Source organism: uncultured Selenomonas sp. (assembly GCF_963528755.1).
GTDB lineage: Bacteria > Bacillota > Negativicutes > Selenomonadales > Selenomonadaceae > Selenomonas.
Genome location: NZ_CAURXA010000003.1, coordinates 1 through 19442, shown reverse-complemented (window position 1 = coordinate 19442; position 19442 = coordinate 1). Strand labels below are relative to the sequence as shown.

The 19442-nt window shown below is 60.6% G+C and carries 16 protein-coding genes and 1 other annotated feature; of the genes, 11 read left to right on the top strand and 5 right to left on the bottom strand.

The features are described 5' to 3' along the window. Positions 1 to 152: 152 nt before the first annotated feature. From RWS31_RS04090 to pfkB, 5 genes are all read right to left on the bottom strand, one after another. Positions 153 to 1139, bottom strand: a complete 987-nt coding sequence (locus RWS31_RS04090; RefSeq protein WP_314596346.1) for an asparaginase — start codon at positions 1137 to 1139, stop codon at positions 153 to 155. A gap of 25 nt (positions 1140 to 1164) precedes the next feature. Next, positions 1165 to 1725 carry a hypothetical protein gene (locus RWS31_RS04085; protein ID WP_314596345.1) on the bottom strand — a complete coding sequence of 187 codons (561 nt, stop codon included), beginning with the start codon at positions 1723 to 1725 and terminating at the stop codon, positions 1165 to 1167. Between the two features lie 69 nt (positions 1726 to 1794). Beyond that, a complete protein-coding gene (locus RWS31_RS04080) occupies positions 1795 to 2157 on the bottom strand; it encodes a helix-turn-helix transcriptional regulator (protein WP_009646141.1) in 363 nt (120 codons plus the stop codon). Positions 2158 to 2211: 54 nt separating this feature from the next. Next, positions 2212 to 4149: a fructose-specific PTS transporter subunit EIIC gene (locus tag RWS31_RS04075; RefSeq protein WP_314596342.1), complete on the bottom strand. Its 1938-nt coding sequence runs from the start codon at positions 4147 to 4149 to the stop codon at positions 2212 to 2214. 29 nt (positions 4150 to 4178) lie between these two features. Beyond that, positions 4179 to 5087: a 1-phosphofructokinase gene (pfkB, locus tag RWS31_RS04070; protein WP_314596341.1), complete on the bottom strand. Its 909-nt coding sequence runs from the start codon at positions 5085 to 5087 to the stop codon at positions 4179 to 4181. A 251-nt stretch (positions 5088 to 5338) separates the two neighbouring features. Between pfkB and RWS31_RS04065 the strand changes: the two genes are divergently transcribed. From RWS31_RS04065 to RWS31_RS04015, 11 genes are all read left to right on the top strand, one after another. Then, on the top strand, positions 5339 to 5890 hold the full coding sequence (locus RWS31_RS04065; RefSeq protein WP_314596339.1) for a hypothetical protein: 552 nt from the start codon (positions 5339 to 5341) through the stop codon (positions 5888 to 5890). 74 nt (positions 5891 to 5964) lie between these two features. Further along, complete coding sequence (gene hslO / locus RWS31_RS04060; RefSeq protein ID WP_314596336.1) at positions 5965 to 6849, top strand: Hsp33 family molecular chaperone HslO; 885 nt, start codon at positions 5965 to 5967, stop codon at positions 6847 to 6849. A gap of 60 nt (positions 6850 to 6909) precedes the next feature. Next, positions 6910 to 7154, top strand: a binding site (T-box leader). 125 nt (positions 7155 to 7279) lie between these two features. Then, positions 7280 to 9940, top strand: coding sequence for a valine--tRNA ligase (locus tag RWS31_RS04055; RefSeq protein ID WP_314596334.1), 2661 nt, complete (start codon positions 7280 to 7282; stop codon positions 9938 to 9940). A gap of 13 nt (positions 9941 to 9953) precedes the next feature. Continuing rightward, positions 9954 to 11249 (top strand): folylpolyglutamate synthase/dihydrofolate synthase family protein, encoded by a 1296-nt coding sequence (locus RWS31_RS04050; RefSeq protein WP_314596332.1) that lies wholly within the window; start codon positions 9954 to 9956, stop codon positions 11247 to 11249. Continuing rightward, positions 11239 to 12585 carry an O-antigen ligase family protein gene (locus RWS31_RS04045; RefSeq protein ID WP_314596330.1) on the top strand — a complete coding sequence of 449 codons (1347 nt, stop codon included), beginning with the start codon at positions 11239 to 11241 and terminating at the stop codon, positions 12583 to 12585. Before RWS31_RS04050 ends, RWS31_RS04045 begins: the two co-directional genes overlap by 11 nt. Before the next feature lie 249 nt (positions 12586 to 12834). After that, the gene (locus tag RWS31_RS04040) at positions 12835 to 14334 is read left to right on the top strand and encodes an acetyl-CoA hydrolase/transferase family protein (RefSeq protein ID WP_314596326.1); all 1500 of its coding nucleotides are present in this window, start codon (positions 12835 to 12837) and stop codon (positions 14332 to 14334) included. Positions 14335 to 14478: 144 nt separating this feature from the next. Next, positions 14479 to 16128 carry a methylmalonyl-CoA mutase family protein gene (locus RWS31_RS04035; protein ID WP_314596325.1) on the top strand — a complete coding sequence of 550 codons (1650 nt, stop codon included), beginning with the start codon at positions 14479 to 14481 and terminating at the stop codon, positions 16126 to 16128. Between the two features lie 89 nt (positions 16129 to 16217). Next, on the top strand, positions 16218 to 16610 hold the full coding sequence (locus tag RWS31_RS04030) for a cobalamin B12-binding domain-containing protein (protein WP_314596324.1): 393 nt from the start codon (positions 16218 to 16220) through the stop codon (positions 16608 to 16610). A gap of 139 nt (positions 16611 to 16749) precedes the next feature. Beyond that, positions 16750 to 17688, top strand: a complete 939-nt coding sequence (gene meaB / locus RWS31_RS04025; protein WP_314596322.1) for a methylmalonyl Co-A mutase-associated GTPase MeaB — start codon at positions 16750 to 16752, stop codon at positions 17686 to 17688. Between the two features lie 34 nt (positions 17689 to 17722). Then, the gene (gene mce, locus RWS31_RS04020) at positions 17723 to 18145 is read left to right on the top strand and encodes a methylmalonyl-CoA epimerase (RefSeq protein WP_006193512.1); all 423 of its coding nucleotides are present in this window, start codon (positions 17723 to 17725) and stop codon (positions 18143 to 18145) included. A 114-nt stretch (positions 18146 to 18259) separates the two neighbouring features. Beyond that, positions 18260 to 19442 (top strand): carboxyl transferase domain-containing protein (locus tag RWS31_RS04015; protein WP_314596319.1); only part of this gene is annotated, 1183 nt, incomplete at its 3' end.

The window sequence follows — 19442 nt, the reverse complement described above, 5'->3', positions numbered from 1 at the left end:
TCCCTTCGGACGGCACACGACCCCAAATCATACTCTCTCTATTATACTCCATCGCGGGCAGTTATTCCAGTGGGACGCACAAGACTTCTTCACGCGTCTTTTGGGAAAAGGGCTTTCATGCGCTGTTGTTTGTGCATGAAAGCCCTTTTGTGTCAATATTCGCGGAACATGCGCCGGATTTCGTCGCGGTCGTTTGTCTTCAAGAGCGCGAGCGCGAGCAGGATGCGCGCCTTGGCGGGCGGCAGCGTGTCGGCGTCGATGAAGCCCGCGTCCGCGTAGGCGCTCTCGGCGAAGAGCACCGCGCCCGCGCCCGTGCGGCTCGCGCGCACGACGGGGATGCCTTTTCCTGCGGCATCGGCGAGCGTCGCGAGCAGCGCTTCGTGTATGCTGCCGTTGCCTGTGCCCGCGTGGACGATGCCCGCCGCGCCGCTGTCGATGGCGGCGCGGGCGAGACGGACGTCCGCGCCTGCATGGCCGTAGAGGATCGGCACATAGGGAAGAGCCGTCACGCCCGCAAGATCGAATTCGCTCTCGCGCGTATGACGCGTGATCGCGCGGCGACGAAAATGCGGCGTCCCGTCTTCCATGCGGCCGAGCGCACCGACATCGGGCGAGGCGAACGCCTGCACGGCCGTCGTATGCACCTTTTGGACGTCGCGTGCGCTATGGATTTCGCCGTTCAGCACGACGAGCACGCCCTGTCCTCGCGCTTCGGGGCTGGCAGCAAGTCGCACAGCATCGAGGAGGTTCAAGGGGCCGTCGGCGGAGAGCGCCGTCGCGGGACGCATCGCGCCCGTCAAGACGACGGGCTTTTCGCTCTTTACGACAAGATGCAGGAAGTACGCCGTCTCCTCGAGCGTATCCGTGCCGTGCGTGACGACGACGCCCGCCGCGCCCGCAGCGAGCGCCGCCTCGATGCGGGCGGCAAGATGTAGCCAGACCGCCTCTGTCATATCCTTGCTGTCGATGGCGGAGACCTCCTCGCTCTCGATGGCGCAGACGTCTGCAATTTCGGGCACGGCGGCGAGAAGTTCGCCCGCGCCGAGTGCGCCTGCGCGATAGCCTGTGAGCGCATCCGATCGTGCCGCCTTGCCTGCTATCGTGCCGCCTGTCGTCAGTATGCAGATTTTCGGCTTCATGCGAATTCTCCTTTCCTCGTGCGCGTCAATGCAGCGGAGCGCCCTTGAGTGCGAGCGGAATCTCCCAGACGACGGCGGCCTTCTCGCGCATCTCGGCGGGACTCATGCGCTTCCAGATGCTTTGCACGCGCACGGCGAAGTCCTGCGGCGCGAGAGGCGCTTTTAAGGCGGAAAGCGTGTGGCGGCGCAAAAAATCGGCGAACGGGGCGGGCATCTGCGCCTCGCGCTGTGCGAGCAGCAGGGAAAGCCGCGCGTCGACGAGGCAGAGGTGCAGCGATGCTCTCGCGAGCGACTCCTCTGACGGCAGATGCCCCTTGGAAAGGCCGCCGAAAGAAAGCGGCGCGTCGCCCCAGCCGTCCTTGAAGATGCCGGGAATCCGATAGAGAAGGAAGAGGACGCCTTCCGTCTCGTAGAGGGCAAGCTCCATCTCTCCCGTGCGAAAGGCCTCGATGGCGATGATGTCGCTCTTGGCGAGCTGCAGGATGAACATCGCGCCGTTCGCGTCGACTTGAAAAAGTCCGCCCTCGCCTTGCTGGCGGATGGGCAGGGGAAATTTCTCGCCGATTTGAAAATCCGTATATGACATGAAATCCTCCTTTACTTTTTATGGAAAACAGGCGCAAGGCAAGCACGCTTGCCTTGCGCCTGTTTTTCCTTATCGCGGGCATGAGATGCGTCCGACTCGTTCAACTGTGTGGTGCAGCTCCTCGACGAGCGGCGTCTCGGCCGCGCGGTAGTACATCTCCTTGCCTTCGCGCCGCGAGGTGATGAGGCCGCTCGCCTTCAAGAGCCGCAGGTGGTGCGAGATCGCCGGACTCGACATCTGCATGTAGGCGGCGATGTTGATCACACATTCCTCGTAATGGCACAGGAACCAGAAGATATGCAGCCGCGTCGCGTCGCCGAGCTGCTTCATGGCCGCCGATACCGTGGCGAGCGTATCCGCATCGGGCATGTGCGGCAGGGCGGCCCCTTGATGGCCGTGATCGTGCGGCAGGCGCACGGGAGTTTCCTGCATGGTTTCCAGTCCCTTCAAGTGAATTTCAGCGTGCGCCGTCCTTCTTCAGCGCCGTCATTCCGCGACCTTTTTCTTGACGATGCCGAGGCAGAGCGCGCTGAGGACGGCGCCGGCGAAGATCGCGACGAGATAGAGCAGCGGGTTGCCGATCGTTGGCACGACGAAGATGCCGCCGTGCGGGGCGCGCAGCGTGCAGTCGAAGAACATCGACAGGCCGCCCGCCGTCGCCGAGCCAATGACGCACGACGGAATCACGCGCAGGGGATCGGCCGCTGCAAACGGGATCGCGCCCTCCGTGATGAACGAAAGACCCATGATGTAGTTGACGACGCCCGATTTCCTCTGCTGTTCCGTGAAGCGGTTCTTGAAGAACGTCGTTGCAAGAGCGATGGCGATCGGCGGCACCATGCCGCCCGCCATGACGGCTGCCATGATGCCGTATTCGCCCGATACGAGCATGCCCGTGCCGACGACGTACGCCGCCTTGTTCACGGGACCGCCCATGTCAACCGCCATCATGCCGCCCATGAGGACACCGATGAAGATGCGGCTTGACGTGTCCATGCCCTTCAAGGTCTCGATCATCCAGTTGTTGATGCCCGCGACGGGCGGGTTGATCACGAAGATCATGATGACGCCCACGAGGAAGACGCCGAGGAGCGGATAGAGAAGCACGGGCTTGATGCCTTCCAAAGAGTGCGGCAGATCGGCGAAGACCTTCTTGAGCGCGTTGACGACGTAGCCCGCGACGAAGCCCGCGATGAGGGCGCCCAAGAAGCCCGCGCCGCTCGATGAGGCGAGGGCGCCGCCCACGAAGCCGACGGCAAGGCCCGGCCTGTCCGCGATGCTCATGGCGATGAAGCCCGCGAGCACGGGCAGCATGAAGCCGAAGGAGATGCCGCCGATGTCCATGAAGGTCTTGGCGTACCAGAGATTCGAGCCGAAGTTGCCGGGATTGGCGGGGTCGAATGTGTCGAGGAGGAAGGCGAGCGCGATCAGGATGCCGCCGCCGATGACGAACGGCAGCATGTGCGAGACGCCGTTCATCAGATGCTTGTAAATCTGGCGCGTGATGCTCTCGTCGTCCGCCGCGCTCTCTTCGGCCTTTGCCGCGCCGCCCGCATGGTGGTAGATCGGCGCCGTGCCCGCGAGCGCCTCGTCAAGAAGCTCGTCCGCCTTGTTGATGCCGTTGGCGACCTTCGTCTGAATGACGGGTTTGCCGTCGAAACGCGCCATCTCGACGTTCTTGTCCGCCGCGACGATGATGCATGCGGCGTCGCGAATCTCCTCTGCCGTCAGGATGTTCTTCGCGCCGCCCGAGCCGTTCGTCTCTACCTTGAAGGGGATGCCCCGCTTCTTCGCGTGCTGCTCAAGGCTCTCCGCCGCCATGAAGGTGTGCGCGATGCCCGTCGGGCACGCCGTGACGGCGAGGATCTTTTTCGTAATCTTCGCGGGCGCGGCGCTTGTCTCCGGCGCGGCTTCCTTTGCGTCCGCTTCCGCCGCAGCGGGCGCAGAATCTTTCGCCGCCTCGAATTTGCCATCCTCCTTCGCGTCGATGAGCGAGAGGAATTCTTCTTTCGACTTCGCCGCGATCAGGGCTTCCTTGAAGTCGGGATCCATGATCATCGTCGCGAGCTTGCTCAGGACTTCGAGATGCACGTCGGCTTCTGTCGCGGGCGCGGCGATCTCGAAGAAGAGGCGCGAGGGCTTGCCGTCCATCGCCTTGAAATCCATGCCTGCAGGCACCGTCATCGCCGCGAGTCCAGGCGCCTTGACGCCCGCGCTCTTGGCGTGCGGCGTCGCGATGCCGTCGCCGAGTCCCGTCGTGCCCGAGGCTTCGCGCGCGAGCACGTCCTTTTCGTACTGCGCCTTGTCTGAGAGATTGCCGCCTTTTTCCATCAGTCCCGTCAAGATGGCGATGGCGTCATTCTTGTCCTTCGGCTGAGCGCCGAGCATGATGCTCTCGCTCTTCAATAAGTCCGTAATACGCATATCGACCGTTCCTTTCTTTCAGCCGGCGTTCAGCCGATGGTCTTCAATAGCGCCTCGACTTCGGGGCGTCGTGCGAGGTTTTCGGAAAAGGCCGAGGCAGATCCCGTCGCGACGCCCATGAAGAAGGCGTCACGCCACGAGCCGCCCGACTCCTCGTAGCCGGCGAGGAAGCCCGCGACCATCGAATCGCCCGCACCGACGGAGTTCACGAGCGTTCCCTTGGGCGCGGGACTCTTGAAGGATTCTCCGCTTTCCGTCAGGAAGAGCGCGCCTTCGCCCGCCATCGAGATCAGCACGTTCTTCGCGCCCATCTCCTGCAGCTTCTTCGCGTGCGCGATCAGTTCCTCTTCTGTCTTGAGCTCCATTTCGAACATCTCGCCGAGTTCGTGGTTGTTCGGCTTGATGAGCCACGGTCCGTACTTCAAGACCTTGAGGAGCAGCCCCTTCGTCGCGTCGACGATGATGCGGATGGAGCGTCCTCTGAGTCGCTCCATGATGCGTTCATAGATGTCGTCGGGCAAAGTGTTCGGTATGCTGCCCGCCAGAACGAGCGTATCGCCCGCCTGGAGTTTTTCAAGCTTTTGGAAAAGTTCCTCCTGCGCCGCCTCTGTAATCTGCGGCCCTTGTCCGTTGATTTCCGTCTCTTCCTTCGACTTGATCTTCACGTTGATGCGCGAAAATCCTTCGGCGAGGTGTACGAAGTCCGCCTCGCAGCCGAAGCTCTCGAACTGCTTTTTGACAGCCTCGCCCGTAAATCCCGCCACGAATCCCAGTGCACGGCTCGCGTGGCCGAGGTTCTTCAAGACCATTGACACGTTCAGCCCCTTGCCGCCGGGCAGGATATGCTCGTACGTCACGCGGTTGATCTCGCCCGTTTCGAACGAGTCGAGCCGCAGGATGTAGTCGAGCGACGGGTTGAATGTCACGGTGTAAATCATATTCTTCACCTCAATCCAATATGACACCGATTATCATGATTTCAGTATACCTTAGGGACGGATAGAAAGGCAAGAAGAATCGAAGTCTTTTGCGTCTGGGACATGCGCGGCAAAGGTGTGTGCGGCAGATCGTTCTGCGCTCATCTGGCGTAGACGAGCGGCGTGATTTCCCTTGAATCCCCGCTCCGTTGTGCTATAATGGAGTTTACACATTGAAATAGTGGCTTGGATAGTCTTTGGGGAGGCGTCTTTTGACCTTGTGGCATGACTTTTTGCGCGGCATTGCGCTTGCCAGCGTATTTTTTGTGACGAGCGCAGGCATCTGTCTGGCGAACCATGCGGTGCGTGTTTCGGATCTCGATGCAGCGGCCTTTGTCGCGCGTTACAACGACACAGCTCAGTGTGAGGATTCCGTCGTGCGCCTTGCTGCGCCTTTTCTGTCGAACGATGTGAAACTCAAGAATTATCGCGTCTATGAGGCTGAGCTCCTCGGCATTGAGGAAAAGGGGCGGCTCTTTCTGAACGTCAACGAGGCGGGGGCGCTTTCGAGCATCGTCGTGAAGAGCGAGAATGTGTCTGTGCCGCGCTCTTTGGCTCTGCGGCGCGTGCTGACGCTTGCCTTGGAGTCGCTGGGGCTGACGGAGGCGGAGCGTGCGGACTTCTTCAGCTCGGAAGAGAAGTCACCAGACAAGAGCGGCGCACTGCGCCATGCGTGGTGCAAGGCGGCAGGGCGCAAGATTGTCGCCTTCTACGACGCCGTCCATGCGCCCGACATCCTGGTGCTCTACGCGTGGGATGAATGATGAATATAAGAGATAAGGCGGGTGGACACGCTGCGTGTTCACCCGCCTTGCTTGAAGAAGGAGGAATTTTCCCGATGAAAGATACCTTGGTCAAGGCGATGGCAGGCGACTTCCGCATCTATGCGGCGCGGACGACGCATCTCGTCGGTGAAGCCGTGCGCCGCCACGACTGTCTGCCCGTCGCGGCGGCGGCTCTCGGCCGCACGATGACGGGGGCGCTGCTCCTCGCGGCGAACCTCAAGAACGAGGAGGCGCTGACCGTGAAGTTCGCGGGCGCAGGACTCTTGGGCGCCATCGTGGCGGATGCCGTGCCCGAGGGCTTCGTGCGCAGCTATGTCGAGCATCCGCATGTGAATCTGCCACTGAACGCGAAGGGAAAGCTCGATGTCGGTGCGGGTGTCGGCGCGGGACTCGTCACGGTCACGCGCTTCACGGGACTCAAGGAGCCTGTCACCGGCTCGTCCGAGATCGTCACGGGCGAGATCGCCGAAGACTTGACGCGATACCTGTATGATTCGGAGCAGACGCCGTCTTCCGTCGCGCTCGGCGTGCTCGTTGCGCCCAATCTTTCGGTGTTGGCGGCGGGCGGCTTCTTTGTGCAGCCATTGCCAGGTGCGTCGGAGGAATCGCTTTCCCAGTTGGAGGAGAATCTTGCCGCGCTTCCCGCCGTCTCCGACATGGTGCATCAGGGCATGACAGCGCACGAGATTGCCGAGCGCGTCATGCAGGGCTTGGGCGAAATGCAAGTCCTCGCCGAGACCGAGCTCGCCTTTCGCTGCTCATGCTCGAAGGAGCGCGTCGAGTCCATGCTCTTGAGTCTCGGACATGATGATCTTGCGTCCCTCGTCGCCGACGGCAAGGCGGAGGTCTGCTGTCACTTCTGCGGCGAGAAGTACGCGTTCACGCGCGAGGACTTGGCGGCTCTGCTCGCGGAGAAGGAGCGGGCGGCGAAGGGATGAACGGCAAGGGAGCACTGCCGCATCTTGCCAAAAAGCCATTCTTATGGTATCCTTTTGTCGATAAAGGCGATGAAGAAGAGGAGTACGCTGCAAGCGCCGCTTCAGAGAGGGGATGGTCGGTGAGAATCCCTGCGGTGGGCAGCGGAAGGTCACTTCGGAGCTTTCGGGCTGAAGCTGCATGGCGCATTTTGCTGTTCGGTGTGTAGGCGCGGGCGCGGCGGCGGCGTTATGCCTTGGAGCTGCAGGGTGTCTCGCCCTGCGGGAAGTTAGGTGGTACCACGGAAGCAGGCTCTTCCGTCCTTTCGGACGGGAGAGCTTTATTTTTTTGTTTGCGGGAGGTTTCCTGCGGGCTGTGGGAATTTGTCTTGCGGCTGTCCGTGCTTCCTGCAGAGGACTTTTGCGTCAATACGACATGTATGGAGGTTTTTTCATGGCAAAGGATAATATCCCGAAGGTTTATGAGCCGCAGTCGTTTGAGAAGAAATGGTACGAGTTCTGGGAGAAGAACGATCTCTTTCATGCCGAACCCGAGGAGGGAAAGAAGCCGTTTTCCATCGTGATTCCGCCGCCCAATGTGACGGGGCAGCTGCACATGGGGCATGCGCTCGACAATACCTTGCAGGACATTTTGATCCGCTGGCGGCGCATGCAGGGCTATAATACTCTTTGGATGCCGGGCTGCGATCATGCGGGCATCGCGACGCAGGCGAAGGTGGAGGCGGCGCTTCGCGCAGAGGGGACGAATCGCTACGAACTCGGACGTGAGAAGTTCACGGAGCGCGTCTGGCAGTGGAAGGAGGAGTACGGCAGCCGCATCATGTATCAGCTCCGAACGCTCGGCTCTTCGTGCGACTGGGCGCGCGAGCGCTTCACGATGGATGAGGGCTGCTCGCGTGCCGTGCGCGAAGTTTTTGTGAGCCTTTACGAGAAGGGGCTGATCTATCAGGGGACGCGCATTACGAATTGGTGCCCGTCGTGCAATACGGCAATCTCGGATATCGAAGTCGAGCACGAGACGGAAGCGGGGCATCTCTGGCATCTGCGCTATGCTTTCGAGGACGGCGAGGGCTATGTCGAGATCGCGACGACGCGCCCGGAGACGATGTTCGGCGATACGGGGATCGCCGTGCACCCCGATGATGCACGCTACAAGGATCTCGTCGGCAGGAACGTCATCCTGCCCATCGTCAACCGCCCGATTCCCATCTTTGCCGACGAGTACGTCGATCCCGCCTTCGGTACGGGCGCGGTCAAGGTCACGCCTGCGCACGATCCGAACGACTTCGAGATGGGGCTTCGTCATGACCTGCCGCAGGTGCGCGTCATAGAAAATGACGGCACGATGTCGGAAGGTCTCGGCAAGTACACGGGACTCGACCGCTACGAGTGCCGCAAGATGCTCGTCAAAGACCTCGAAGAGGCGGGCGTCCTCGTCTCCATAGAGGAGCATGAGCACGCCGTCGGCCACTGCTCGCGCTGCCATACAACGGTCGAGCCGCTCGTCTCCAAGCAGTGGTTCGTGAAGATGGAGAGCCTCGCGAAGCCCGCGATCGAGGCGGTGCAGGACGGCCGCATCAAGTTCGTGCCCGAGCGCTTCACGAAGATCTATGTGAACTGGCTCGAAAACATCCGCGACTGGTGCATCTCGCGCCAGCTCTGGTGGGGGCATCGCATCCCTGCATGGTATTGCGAAGACTGCAAGGAGACGGTCGTCTCGCGCGAGGACGTCGAGACCTGCCCGAAGTGCGGTGGCCATCATCTGCACCAAGATGAGGACGTGCTCGACACATGGTTCAGCTCGGGACTCTGGCCGTTCGAGACGATGGGCTGGCCTGATGCCACGCTTGAGCTCAAGCAGTTCTACCCGACGAGCGTCCTCGTGACGGGCTATGACATCATCTTCTTCTGGGTCGCACGCATGGTCATGATGGGCTTGGAGTTCGGCAAGGACATCCCTTTCCGCCACGTATTCATCCACGGTCTCGTGCGCGACAGCGAGGGGCGCAAGATGTCGAAGTCGCTCGGCAACGGCATCGATCCCGTCGAGGTCATCGACAAGTACGGTGCGGACACGCTGCGCTTCATGCTCATTACGGGCAACACGCCGGGCAACGACATGCGCTTCTACTGGGAGCGCGTCGAAGCGGCGCGGAATTTCGCAAACAAGCTGTGGAACGCCTCGCGCTTCATGCTCATGAATTTGGAGGACTTCGATGCGGGCTTCACTCCGACGGTGGAGGACTATACGCTCGCCGATCGCTGGATCTTGTCGCGCTGCCAGAAGACGGCGGCGGGCGTGACGGAGAATCTGGAGAAGTTCGAGCTGGGCGAAGCGGGGCGCATGATCTACGAGTTTATTTGGAGCGAGTTCTGCGACTGGTACATCGAGCTGGCGAAAGCGCGGCTCTATGACAAAGATGCGGCGGGCGAGCGCTCGAAGAAGACGGCACAGTATGTTCTCTCGTACGTCTTGGAGCGCACGCTTCGCCTGCTGCATCCCTTCATGCCGTTCCTCACGGAGGAGATTTGGCAGCGCGTGCCGCATGAGGGCAGGAGCGTCATGATCGCGCCGTGGCCCGAGACGGATGAGAGTCTCGTCGACGAGGCGGCGGAGCGCGAGATGGCGAGCATCATGGAAGTGATCGTGCGCATCCGCAACATGCGCGCCGAGGTCGAGGCCGCGCCGGGCAAGCGGAGCGAGGTCATTTTGCACTTCGCGGACAAGGCGCTCGCGCCCGTATTCACTGCGCACGCTGCGTACTTCGCCGCGCTCTCGTGGGCGGAGCCTCTGACCGTCTTGGAGGATGGCGCGGCGAAGCCCGAGAACGCCATGGCGGCGATCGTCGCAGGCGTCGAGGTCTACCTGCCTTTGAAGGGGCTCATCGACGTCGAGAAGGAAAAGGCGCGTTTGGAAAAAGAATTGGCGAACCTCATCGGCGAGGAGAAGCGCCTCGGCGGCAAGCTCGCGAACGAGGGATTCGTCAAGAAGGCGCCGCCCGCCGTCGTGGAAAAGGAGCGCGAGAAGCTCGAAGCGGCGAAGGAGAAGAAGAAGGCCGTCGAAGAGCGCCTCGCCTATCTGGCGAAACTCTGAGGAAGGTGGGGAAATGGACTACAAGGAAAGTCTTTCTTACATCGAAAGTCTCAACGTCTTCGGCTCGAAGCTCGGCCTTTCGCGCATCGAGCGGCTCACGGAGCTGCTCGGATACCCTGAAAGGCGGTATCGGACGGTGCACGTCACGGGCACGAACGGCAAAGGCTCCGTCAGCGCCATGACGGCGGCGATTTTGACGGAGTCGGGCTTTAGGACGGGACTCTACACGTCGCCGCATCTCACTTCTTACACGGAGCGCTTCGTCATCGACGGCGAGCAGGCGAGCGAGGCGGATTTCGCGGCAGCGATCTCGGCTGCAAAAGAGGCGGCGGAGGCGATGCTCGCCGAGGGACTGGAGCAGCCGACCGAGTTCGAGGTGCTGACGGCGGCGGCGTTCTATTATTTCGCCGAAAAGCACGTCGACTATGCCGTCATTGAGGTCGGTCTGGGCGGGCTTCTCGACTCGACGAACGTCATCATCCCAGAAGTCGCCGTCATCACGAACGTCGCCATGGAGCACGCCGACCGCTGTGGCGGTACGCTCGAAGGTGTCGCGCATCACAAGGCGGGCATCATCAAGCGGGGCGTGCCCGTCGTGACGGCGGCGGAGGGAATGCCGCTCGACGTCCTGCGGCAGAAGGCCGCGGCGGAGGAAAGCGAAATCTTCGCCTATGGCGAAGATTTCCGCGCGGCCGCAGGTGTTGAAGGAATCGACTTCTCATCGAAGGACGGCGGCGCAGCGCACTACGCGCTCGCGCTTGGCGGCGCATACCAGCGGCAGAACGCCGCGCTCGCCATTCGGACGGCGATGCTCCTCGCCGAGAAGCATCGCGCCGTCACGCACGAGACAATCGCCCGCGCCTTGAAGTCCGTCGCCTGGCCGGGGCGCTTCGAGCGCTTTGCGCTCGAAGGCGTGCGCATCGTCGTCGACGGCGCACACAACCCGGCGGGGGCGGCGGCTCTCAAGGAGAGTCTTGACGCGGCATTCGCGGGCGAGAAGCGCGTGCTGCTCCTCGGCATCTTGGAGGACAAGGACTACCGCGCGATGCTTCGGACGCTCGTGCGTGCGGATGATCGCGTCGTCATCACGCCGCCCGCTTCTTCCCGCGCGGGCGACCCCGAGAACCTTGCCCGCGTCGCGCGGGAAATCACGCAGGAGGTCGAAGTCGTCCCAGCGGCGGATGCGGCTCTCTCGCGTGCGCTCGACCGGGCGTCCGGGCGGCGCATCCTCTGCGCGGCAGGCTCTTTGTATCTCATAGGAAACTTGCGGCGTCTGCTTTTGGAGAGGGGGGCGCACCATGACGGCTAAGGGCAGCCTGTCGGATTATCTTGCGGGCGGCATCTACTACGCCATCTTGCTTGAAGCCTTCCTCATCGCGCTCTCGCCGCCCCTGGCGACGGCGGCTCTGCTCCTCGGCGTCATCTTCTGGCTCGCACGCCTCGTCGTCGACAAGGAGTGCCGCCGCTTCCGCCGCCTGCCCTACGACGTGCCCGCCGCGCTCTTCGCGCTTTTGGGCGCGGTTTCCATCTTCGTCTCGCCCGATCGCGGTTTCAGCTTCTACAACTACTATAACCTCGTCGGCGTCTACCTTCTGACGTATCTTCTGATCGGACAGAACGTCCAGGCGTCGCAGGACATCCGCAAGATCGTCTACGCACTCGGCCTTTCGTGCGTGCTCGTTCTGCTCTACGGCTTCTACCAATTCGCCTTCGGCATCGACACGAGCACGATGAAGTGGGTCGACGGTGACGCCTTTCCAGAGCTCAAGAAGCGCGTCTTCTCGACGTGGGAGAACCCCAACATCCTCGCAGGCTATCTCGATGTCGCCATGTGCTTTGCCTTCGCCTTTTTCGTGAAGATGCGCGATCAACGACGGCGCATCGCACTCGGCGCGGCTCTCGTGCTCTTAGCGGCGTGCCTCGCGATGACGTATGCACGCATGGCGTTCCTCGTCGTCGCCTTGATTTTCATCCTCTATGGCATGTTTCGCGATGGGCGCGTGCTGCTTGCGGTCGGCGTCGTCGCGGGCGCGCTCTTCCTCCTTGATCCCGCGCTTCTTGACCGCGTGACGTCGGTCTTCACGCGCATCGACACCTCATCGGAAATGCGCCTTGCGCTGTGGGAGAGCACGCTCGCCATGATCGGCGACCATCCGTTCTTCGGCATCGGCTGGGGCGCTTACTGGATGGTCTACCCCGAGTACGACTTCTATCTGCAGGGCGCGGACGTGCTCATCGTCCACGCGCACAACATGTATCTGAACTACGCGGCAGAGATCGGCGTCGTCGGCGCCGTATCCTTCCTGTGGTTCTTCTTCGGCACGATGAGGCTGGCATTCTTCTCGAAGGTGCACGACAGCGAGGGTTTCCGCCAAGGACTGATGTTGGGGATCAGCCTCGCCTTCTTCTCCGTCGCGCTGAACGGCCTCACGGACGACGTGCTCTTCAACATCCCGTCGTCGATGCTCCTGTGGCTTCTCGCGGCGCTTGCTGCCGTTACGGAATTCGCGGGAAACGAGGAGGACGAAGCCATCGTCATGGACGAACTGGCGGCGAGGAAGCGGCAGAAGCTTCGAGAGCTTCGTCAGAGAGCGAAGAAGGGCGGCGAATCGCCCAAAAATAGCGGCGAAGAGTCCGAAAATTGACTTGACGCTAAAGCGTCGAAGTGGTATTCTTTAGCTTAGGATATAATTGTCGCATAGTAGTACGATAAGCCTCAGTTATCCCATTTTCATGCAATAGCGGAAAGCTATCGAGTGAAAATGGACGCAGGGGCGGACTTGGCTGCGGCGGCAGTTCATCATCGGAAGCCCGGCTATCCTGCTTTCCCGGGAGAAGCGGCGGTTTCCTTAGATTACACGGGCCGGACGGCCTTGTGAGGGAGGATGTATTGAATGATTGACATCTCAGATCGCGTACGCAACAAAGACCTGCAGGCGAAGATCGTGAGCGCGGAGGAAGTGGCTGCCTACATCAAGCCGGGCATGAGCATCGGTATGAGCGGCTTCACGGCCTCCTCGTACCCGAAGGCCATTCCGCTTGCTCTGGCCGAGCGCATGAAGAAGGAGCCCTTCAAGATCGACCTCTGGACGGGCGCTTCGACTGGCCCGGAGCTTGACGACACGCTTGCAGCCGTCCACGGCATCGCGAAGCGCCTGCCGTACCAGACGGACGCCATTCTCAGGGGCGAGATCAACGATGGCTCCGTCGATTACCTCGACCTTCATCTGAGTGAATCCGCACAGCTTGGACGCGTCGGCTATCTCGGTAAGCTCGATCTCGCCATCGTCGAGGCCGTCGCCATCACGGAAGAGGGCAACATCATCCCCTCGACGTCGCTCGGCAACGCCGCCTCCTATGTGCAGCAGGCCGACATCGTCATCGTCGAGGTCAACACGACGCAGCCGCTGGAGCTTGAGGGCATGCACGACGTCTACGTGCCGCTCGACCCGCCGCATCGCCTGCCGATTCCCATTGTGAAGGCGGACGACCGCGTCGGCACGCCGTTCATCCCGTGCACACCGGACAAGATCAAGTTCATCGTGCCGTGCGACATCAAGGATCACACGCGCGACCTCGCGCCGATTGATGAGAATTCGAAGAAGATGTCGCAGTTCACGCTCGAATTCCTCAACGCCGAGATCAAGGCAGGGCGTATGCCGAAGAACCTCCTGCCGCTGCAGTCGGGCGTCGGAAACGTTGCGAATGCCGTCATGGCGGGCTTCGTTGACTCCGACCTCGAAGACCTCACGGTCTACACCGAGGTCATCCAGGACGGCATGCTCGACCTCATCGATGCAAACAAGCTGAACTTCGCCTCGGGCACGGCGTTCTCGCCCTCGCCAGCAGGTATGGAGCGCTTCTACAAGGACGTCGCGAAGTACAAGAAGTATCTGCTGCTGCGTCCGCAGGAAATCTCCAACAGCCCGGAAGTCGTCCATCGCCTCGGCGTCATCGCCATGAACACGGCGCTCGAAGTCGACATCTACGGCAACGTGAACTCCACACACGTCACGGGCACGAAGATGATGAACGGCATCGGCGGCTCGGGCGACTTCGCGAGAAACGCCTTCCTGACGATCTTCTACACGCCTTCGATTGCGAAGAACGGCGCGATCTCGTCCATCGTTCCCATGTGCTCGCATATCGATCACACGGAGCACGACGTCGACGTCATCATCACGGAGCAGGGCATCGCCGACCTGCGCGGCCTTGCACCGAAAAAGCGCGCGTTGGAAATCATCAACAACTGCGTGCATCCCGACTACAAGCCGGTGCTGCTTGACTATTACAACAGAGCCGTAGAGGCCACCAAGCATGCACATACGCCGCACATCATCAAGGAAGCGCTTTCCTTCCATGAGAAGTTCATCGAAACGAAATCCATGAAATAAGGCGCAGAAAACATTTTTTGAATGGATCGGAAATCAATTGGGGAAAAGGAAGCGGCTATAGACCGCTCGGACTTCTGTGGCAAAGACACGCAGGAGACGAGCGGGTGCGCCCCTTTTTGCATTCCCTGACAGGAGGAAAACAATATGAGCAATGAGAAAATCCAGGCCGAGTTGGAAAAGTACGAGGCTGACCTGAAAAAGACCACCGCGAAATTCCCGCTTCGCCCGCACGTTCCCGAGCAGGGTCTCTACACGCCGCTCGACGTCGAGGGCGAGAACTACGTCGAGGATCTCGGCGTTCCGGGCCAGTTCCCCTACACGCGTGGCGTGCAGCCTACGATGTATCGCGGCCGCTTCTGGACGATGCGTATGTACGCCGGCTTCTCCACGGCCGAAGAGTCCAACAAGCGCTACCGCATGTTGATTGAAACGGGCGCGTCGGGCCTCTCGTGCGCCTTCGATCTGCCGACGCAGATCGGCTACGACTCCGACGATTCGATTTCCGAAGGCGAGGTCGGCAAGGTCGGCGTGGCGATCGATTCGCTCGCTGACATGGAGACCCTCTTCGACCAGATTGATCTCGGCAAGGTCTCGACGTCCATGACGATCAACGCCCCGGCTTCCGTGCTTCTTGCGATGTACATCGCCGTTGCTGAGAAGCAGGGCGTGCCCGCAGACAAGCTCACGGGCACGATTCAGAACGATATCCTCAAGGAGTATGCGGCTCGCGGCACCTACATCTTCCCGCCGCGCCCGTCCATGCGCCTCATCACCAACATCTTCGCTTACTGCTCGAAAAACGTACCGAAGTGGAATACCATTTCCATCTCGGGCTACCATATCCGCGAAGCTGGCTCTACGGCTGCCCAGGAAATCGCGTTTACGATTTCTGACGGCATCGCCTACGTCAATGCCGCCATCGAGGCGGGACTCAACGTCGACGATTTCGCGGGTCGTCTCTCCTTCTTCTGGAACGCGCACAACAATGTGCTCGAAGAAGTCGCGAAGTATCGTGCATCCCGCCGCATCTGGGCGAAGATCATGCGCGACCGCTTCGGCGCGAAGAAGGACAAGTCCATGAAACTCCGCTTCCATACCCAGACTGCAGGCTCCATGCTCACGGCGCAGCAGCCGGACAACAACATCGTCCGCGTCGCGCTGCAGACGGCGGCAGCCGTCATGGGCGGCACGCAGTCCCTCCATACGAACTCCCGCGACGAGGCGCTTGCGCTTCCGACGGAAGAGTCCGTCTCCATCGCTCTGCACACGCAGCACATCGTTGCGCATGAGAGCGGCCTCGCTGACGTCATCGATCCTTTGGCAGGCTCCTACTATGTAGAGGCCATGACGAACCGGATCGAGAAGGAAGCGATGGAGTACATCAAGAAGATCGACGAGATGGGCGGCGCTGTCGCTGCCATCGAGAAAGGCTACATCCAGAAGGAAATCCAGGATAGCGCTTATGCCTGGCAGATGGATGTCGAGTCCGGCGCTCGCGTCATCGTCGGTGTCAACAAGTATCAGAAGGAAAACGAGGAGCCGCCGAAGGATCTCCTGAAGGTCGACGCCTCCGTCGGCGAGAAGCAGAAGAAGAAACTCGCCGAGGTCAAGGCGAAGCGCGACAACGCAGCTGTGAAGTCCGCGCTCGAAGCCCTCAAGAATGCGTGCGAGGATGAGAAGGAGAATCTCATGCCGCACATCCTCACGGCTGTCAAGACGTATGCGACGCTCGGCGAAATCTGCGGCGTCATGCGCAGCGTCTTCGGCGAATACGAGGCTCATACGTCCCTGTAATCCGCAGGACTTTTTGGGGGAAGCCGTCCGTTTTTCGGACGGCCGCACCCTGCATTCCTTTCTCTACTTGAACTTGGAGGTAATTTCAAATGGCAAAAATCAGGGTATTGGTAGCAAAACCGGGCTTGGACGGTCATGATCGCGGCGCGAAAGTTGTCGCGCGCGCTCTTCGCGATGCAGGATTCGAGGTCATTTACACAGGTCTTCGCCAGACTCCGGAGCAGATTACGGAAGCAGCTCTGCAGGAAGACGTCGATGTCATCGCGCTGAGCATCCTCTCGGGCGCTCATCCGCATCTCTTCCCCAAGGTTGTCGAGCTTGTGCGCAGCAAGGGCATGAAGGACACGCTGATCATTGGCGGCGGCGTCATTCCTGAGACGGACATCCCCGCACTCAAAAAAGCGGGCATTGCCGCCGTCTTCACGCCGGGCACGCCGACGGGCGACATCGTCGATTTCATCAACGAGCATGTGAAGAAGTAAGAGTTCGATATGGGGCTGGCAGCAGTTCGTCTGTCGCCAGCCTTGCTTTTATCCGTATCATGCGTGAAATTTCGGGAAACAACGGGCAATTCTGTGTTTTTCGAGATTTTCCGGAACAATGGCATAGGTGGTGCATTCCATGGACATAGCCAAGGAACTCCTGCAAGGAAATCGCCTCGCACTTTCGAGAGCCATCACGGCGATCGAGAACGAGGCGGAAAATGCCATCGACATCATGAAGGCGCTCTACCCGCATACGGGTCACGCCTATGTGCTCGGCATTACGGGGCCTCCGGGCGCTGGCAAGAGCACGCTGACGGACAAGCTCGCGAATGAATACCGCAAGCAGGGCAAGACCGTCGGCATCATCGCCATCGACCCGACCAGCCCGTTTTCGGGCGGCGCCATCCTGGGTGACCGCATCCGCATGGCGAGTCTGGCGATGGACGAAGGCGTATTCATCCGCAGCATGGGGACACGCGGCAGTTTGGGCGGCCTTTCGCACAAGACGGCGGACGCCGTTAAGGCGATGGACGCTTTTGGCAAGGACATTATCTTTGTCGAGACCGTCGGCGTCGGGCAATCCGAGGTCGACATCGTTCGGGCGGCCGATACGACGATGGTCGTATTGATTCCCGGCATGGGCGATGACATCCAGGCCATCAAGGCGGGTGTCTTGGAGATCGGCGACGTGTTCGCCATCAACAAGGCAGATCTCGACGGCGCGGACAAGCTCGTGCGCGAGATCAACATGATGCTCGATTTGGACGGCGTGATGAAAGACTGGCGTCCGCCCATCGACAAGGTCATAGCAAACCAACAGATCGGCGTCAAGGAACTTGTCGCATCCGTCGACAAGCACCGCGCCTACATCGAGGAGAAGGGGATTCTCGCCGAGCGGCGCACAAAGCGCACGAAGGACGAGATGATCGACATCCTCGAAAGCAGTATCGGCTCGTACGTCAAGAGCAAGGTCGTCGATTCGGGCAAGCTCGACGCGTTCGTTGCCGACATCAAGGCAGGCAGGACAGATCCCTACACCGTCACGCAGAACATCATGAAAAATATGCTCAAGTGACGGCAGATCTTTCTATATTTAGGAGGTAATCCATATGTTCAAAGTTTTGGGTGTAGACCACATCGGTATTGCTGTCAACGATCTCGACGAGGTCGGCAAGTTCTGGACGGAGCAGATCGGCATCCCGTGCACGGGCAAGGAAGTCGTCGCTGAGCAGAAGGTCGAGACGAGCTTCAACCCGACGCCGAACGGCTCGGAAATCGAGCTTCTCGCGGCGACCGACCCGACGAGCCCGATCGCGAAATTCATCGAGAAGAACGGCGGCCGCGGCGGCATCCAGCACATCGCTCTTCGCGTCGACAACATCGAGAACGCGATTGCTGACCTCATGGCAAAGGGCGTGAAGATGATCGACGAGAAGCCGCGCTACGGTGCGGGCGGTGCTAGAATCGCCTTCCTCCATCCGAAAGCCACGCACGGCGTCCTCCTCGAAATCTGTGAGCACGAAGACCGCTGAGCCCTTTCCTCTGGCCTGCGCCTGGGAAGAGCGGGACGGAAAAGGTCGGGCTTGACCGCCCGGACTTTCATAAGGTAAGATATAAGAGAAGATTCGACATAGAGGAGGAAGAGTATGGCTACAGTTCAGGAAAAAATCGCTCTCATGCATGCCAAGAAGGAGCATATCCAGCAGGGCGGCGGGCAGAAGCGCATCGACAAGCAGCATTCGCAGGGCAAGATGACGGCTCGCGAGCGCATCGAGAAGCTTTTCGATGAGAACACCTTCGTCGAGCTTGACATGTTCATGAAGCATCGCTGCACGAACTTCGGTCAGGATCAGAAGGATCTGCCAGGCGAAGGCGTCATCACGGGCTATGGCACGGTTGACGGCCGCCTTGTCTACGCATTCGCGCAGGACTTCACGGTCGAGGGTGGCTCCTTGGGTGAGAAGCACGCGCACAAGATCTGGAAAGTCATGGATCTCTCGATGAAGATGGGTGCTCCGTGCATCGGCATCAATGACTCGGGCGGCGCACGCATCCAGGAAGCCGTTGACGCGCTTTCTGGCTATGCGGGCATCTTCTACCGCAACACGGCGGCTTCGGGCGTCGTGCCGCAGATCTCCGTCATCATGGGACCGTGCGCGGGCGGCGCTGTCTACAGCCCGGCCATCACGGACTTCATCTACATGGTTAAGAACACGAGCCAGATGTTCATCACGGGACCTGCCGTCATCAAGTCCGTCACGGCGGAAGAAGTCACGGCGGAAGCCTTGGGCGGCGCTATGACGCACAACTCGGTCTCGGGCGTCGCGCATTTTGCGGCGGAGAACGAGGACGACTGCATCCAGCAGATCCGCTACCTGCTCTCCTTCCTGCCGAGCAACAACATGGACGACGCGCCGATCGTCGAGACGGGCGATGACCCGTCGCGCATGGACGAGTCCCTGAACTCGGTCATTCCGGACAACCCGAATGCACCGTACGACATGAAGGACGTCATCCGCAGCATCGTCGACAACGGTGAGTTCTACGAAGTGCATAAGTATTTCGCGACGAACATCATCACCTGTTTCGCGCGCTTCGACGGCCGCTCCGTCGGCATCATTGCGAACCAGCCGAACGTCATGGCGGGCTGCCTCGACGTCAACGCTTCCGACAAGTCCGCGCGCTTCATTCGCTTCTGCGATGCGTTCAACATCCCGCTCGTCAACCTCGTCGATGTTCCGGGCTTCCTGCCGGGCGTTGGCCAGGAGCATACGGGCATCATCCGCCACGGCGCGAAGATGCTCTACGCCTACAGCGAGGCGACGGTGC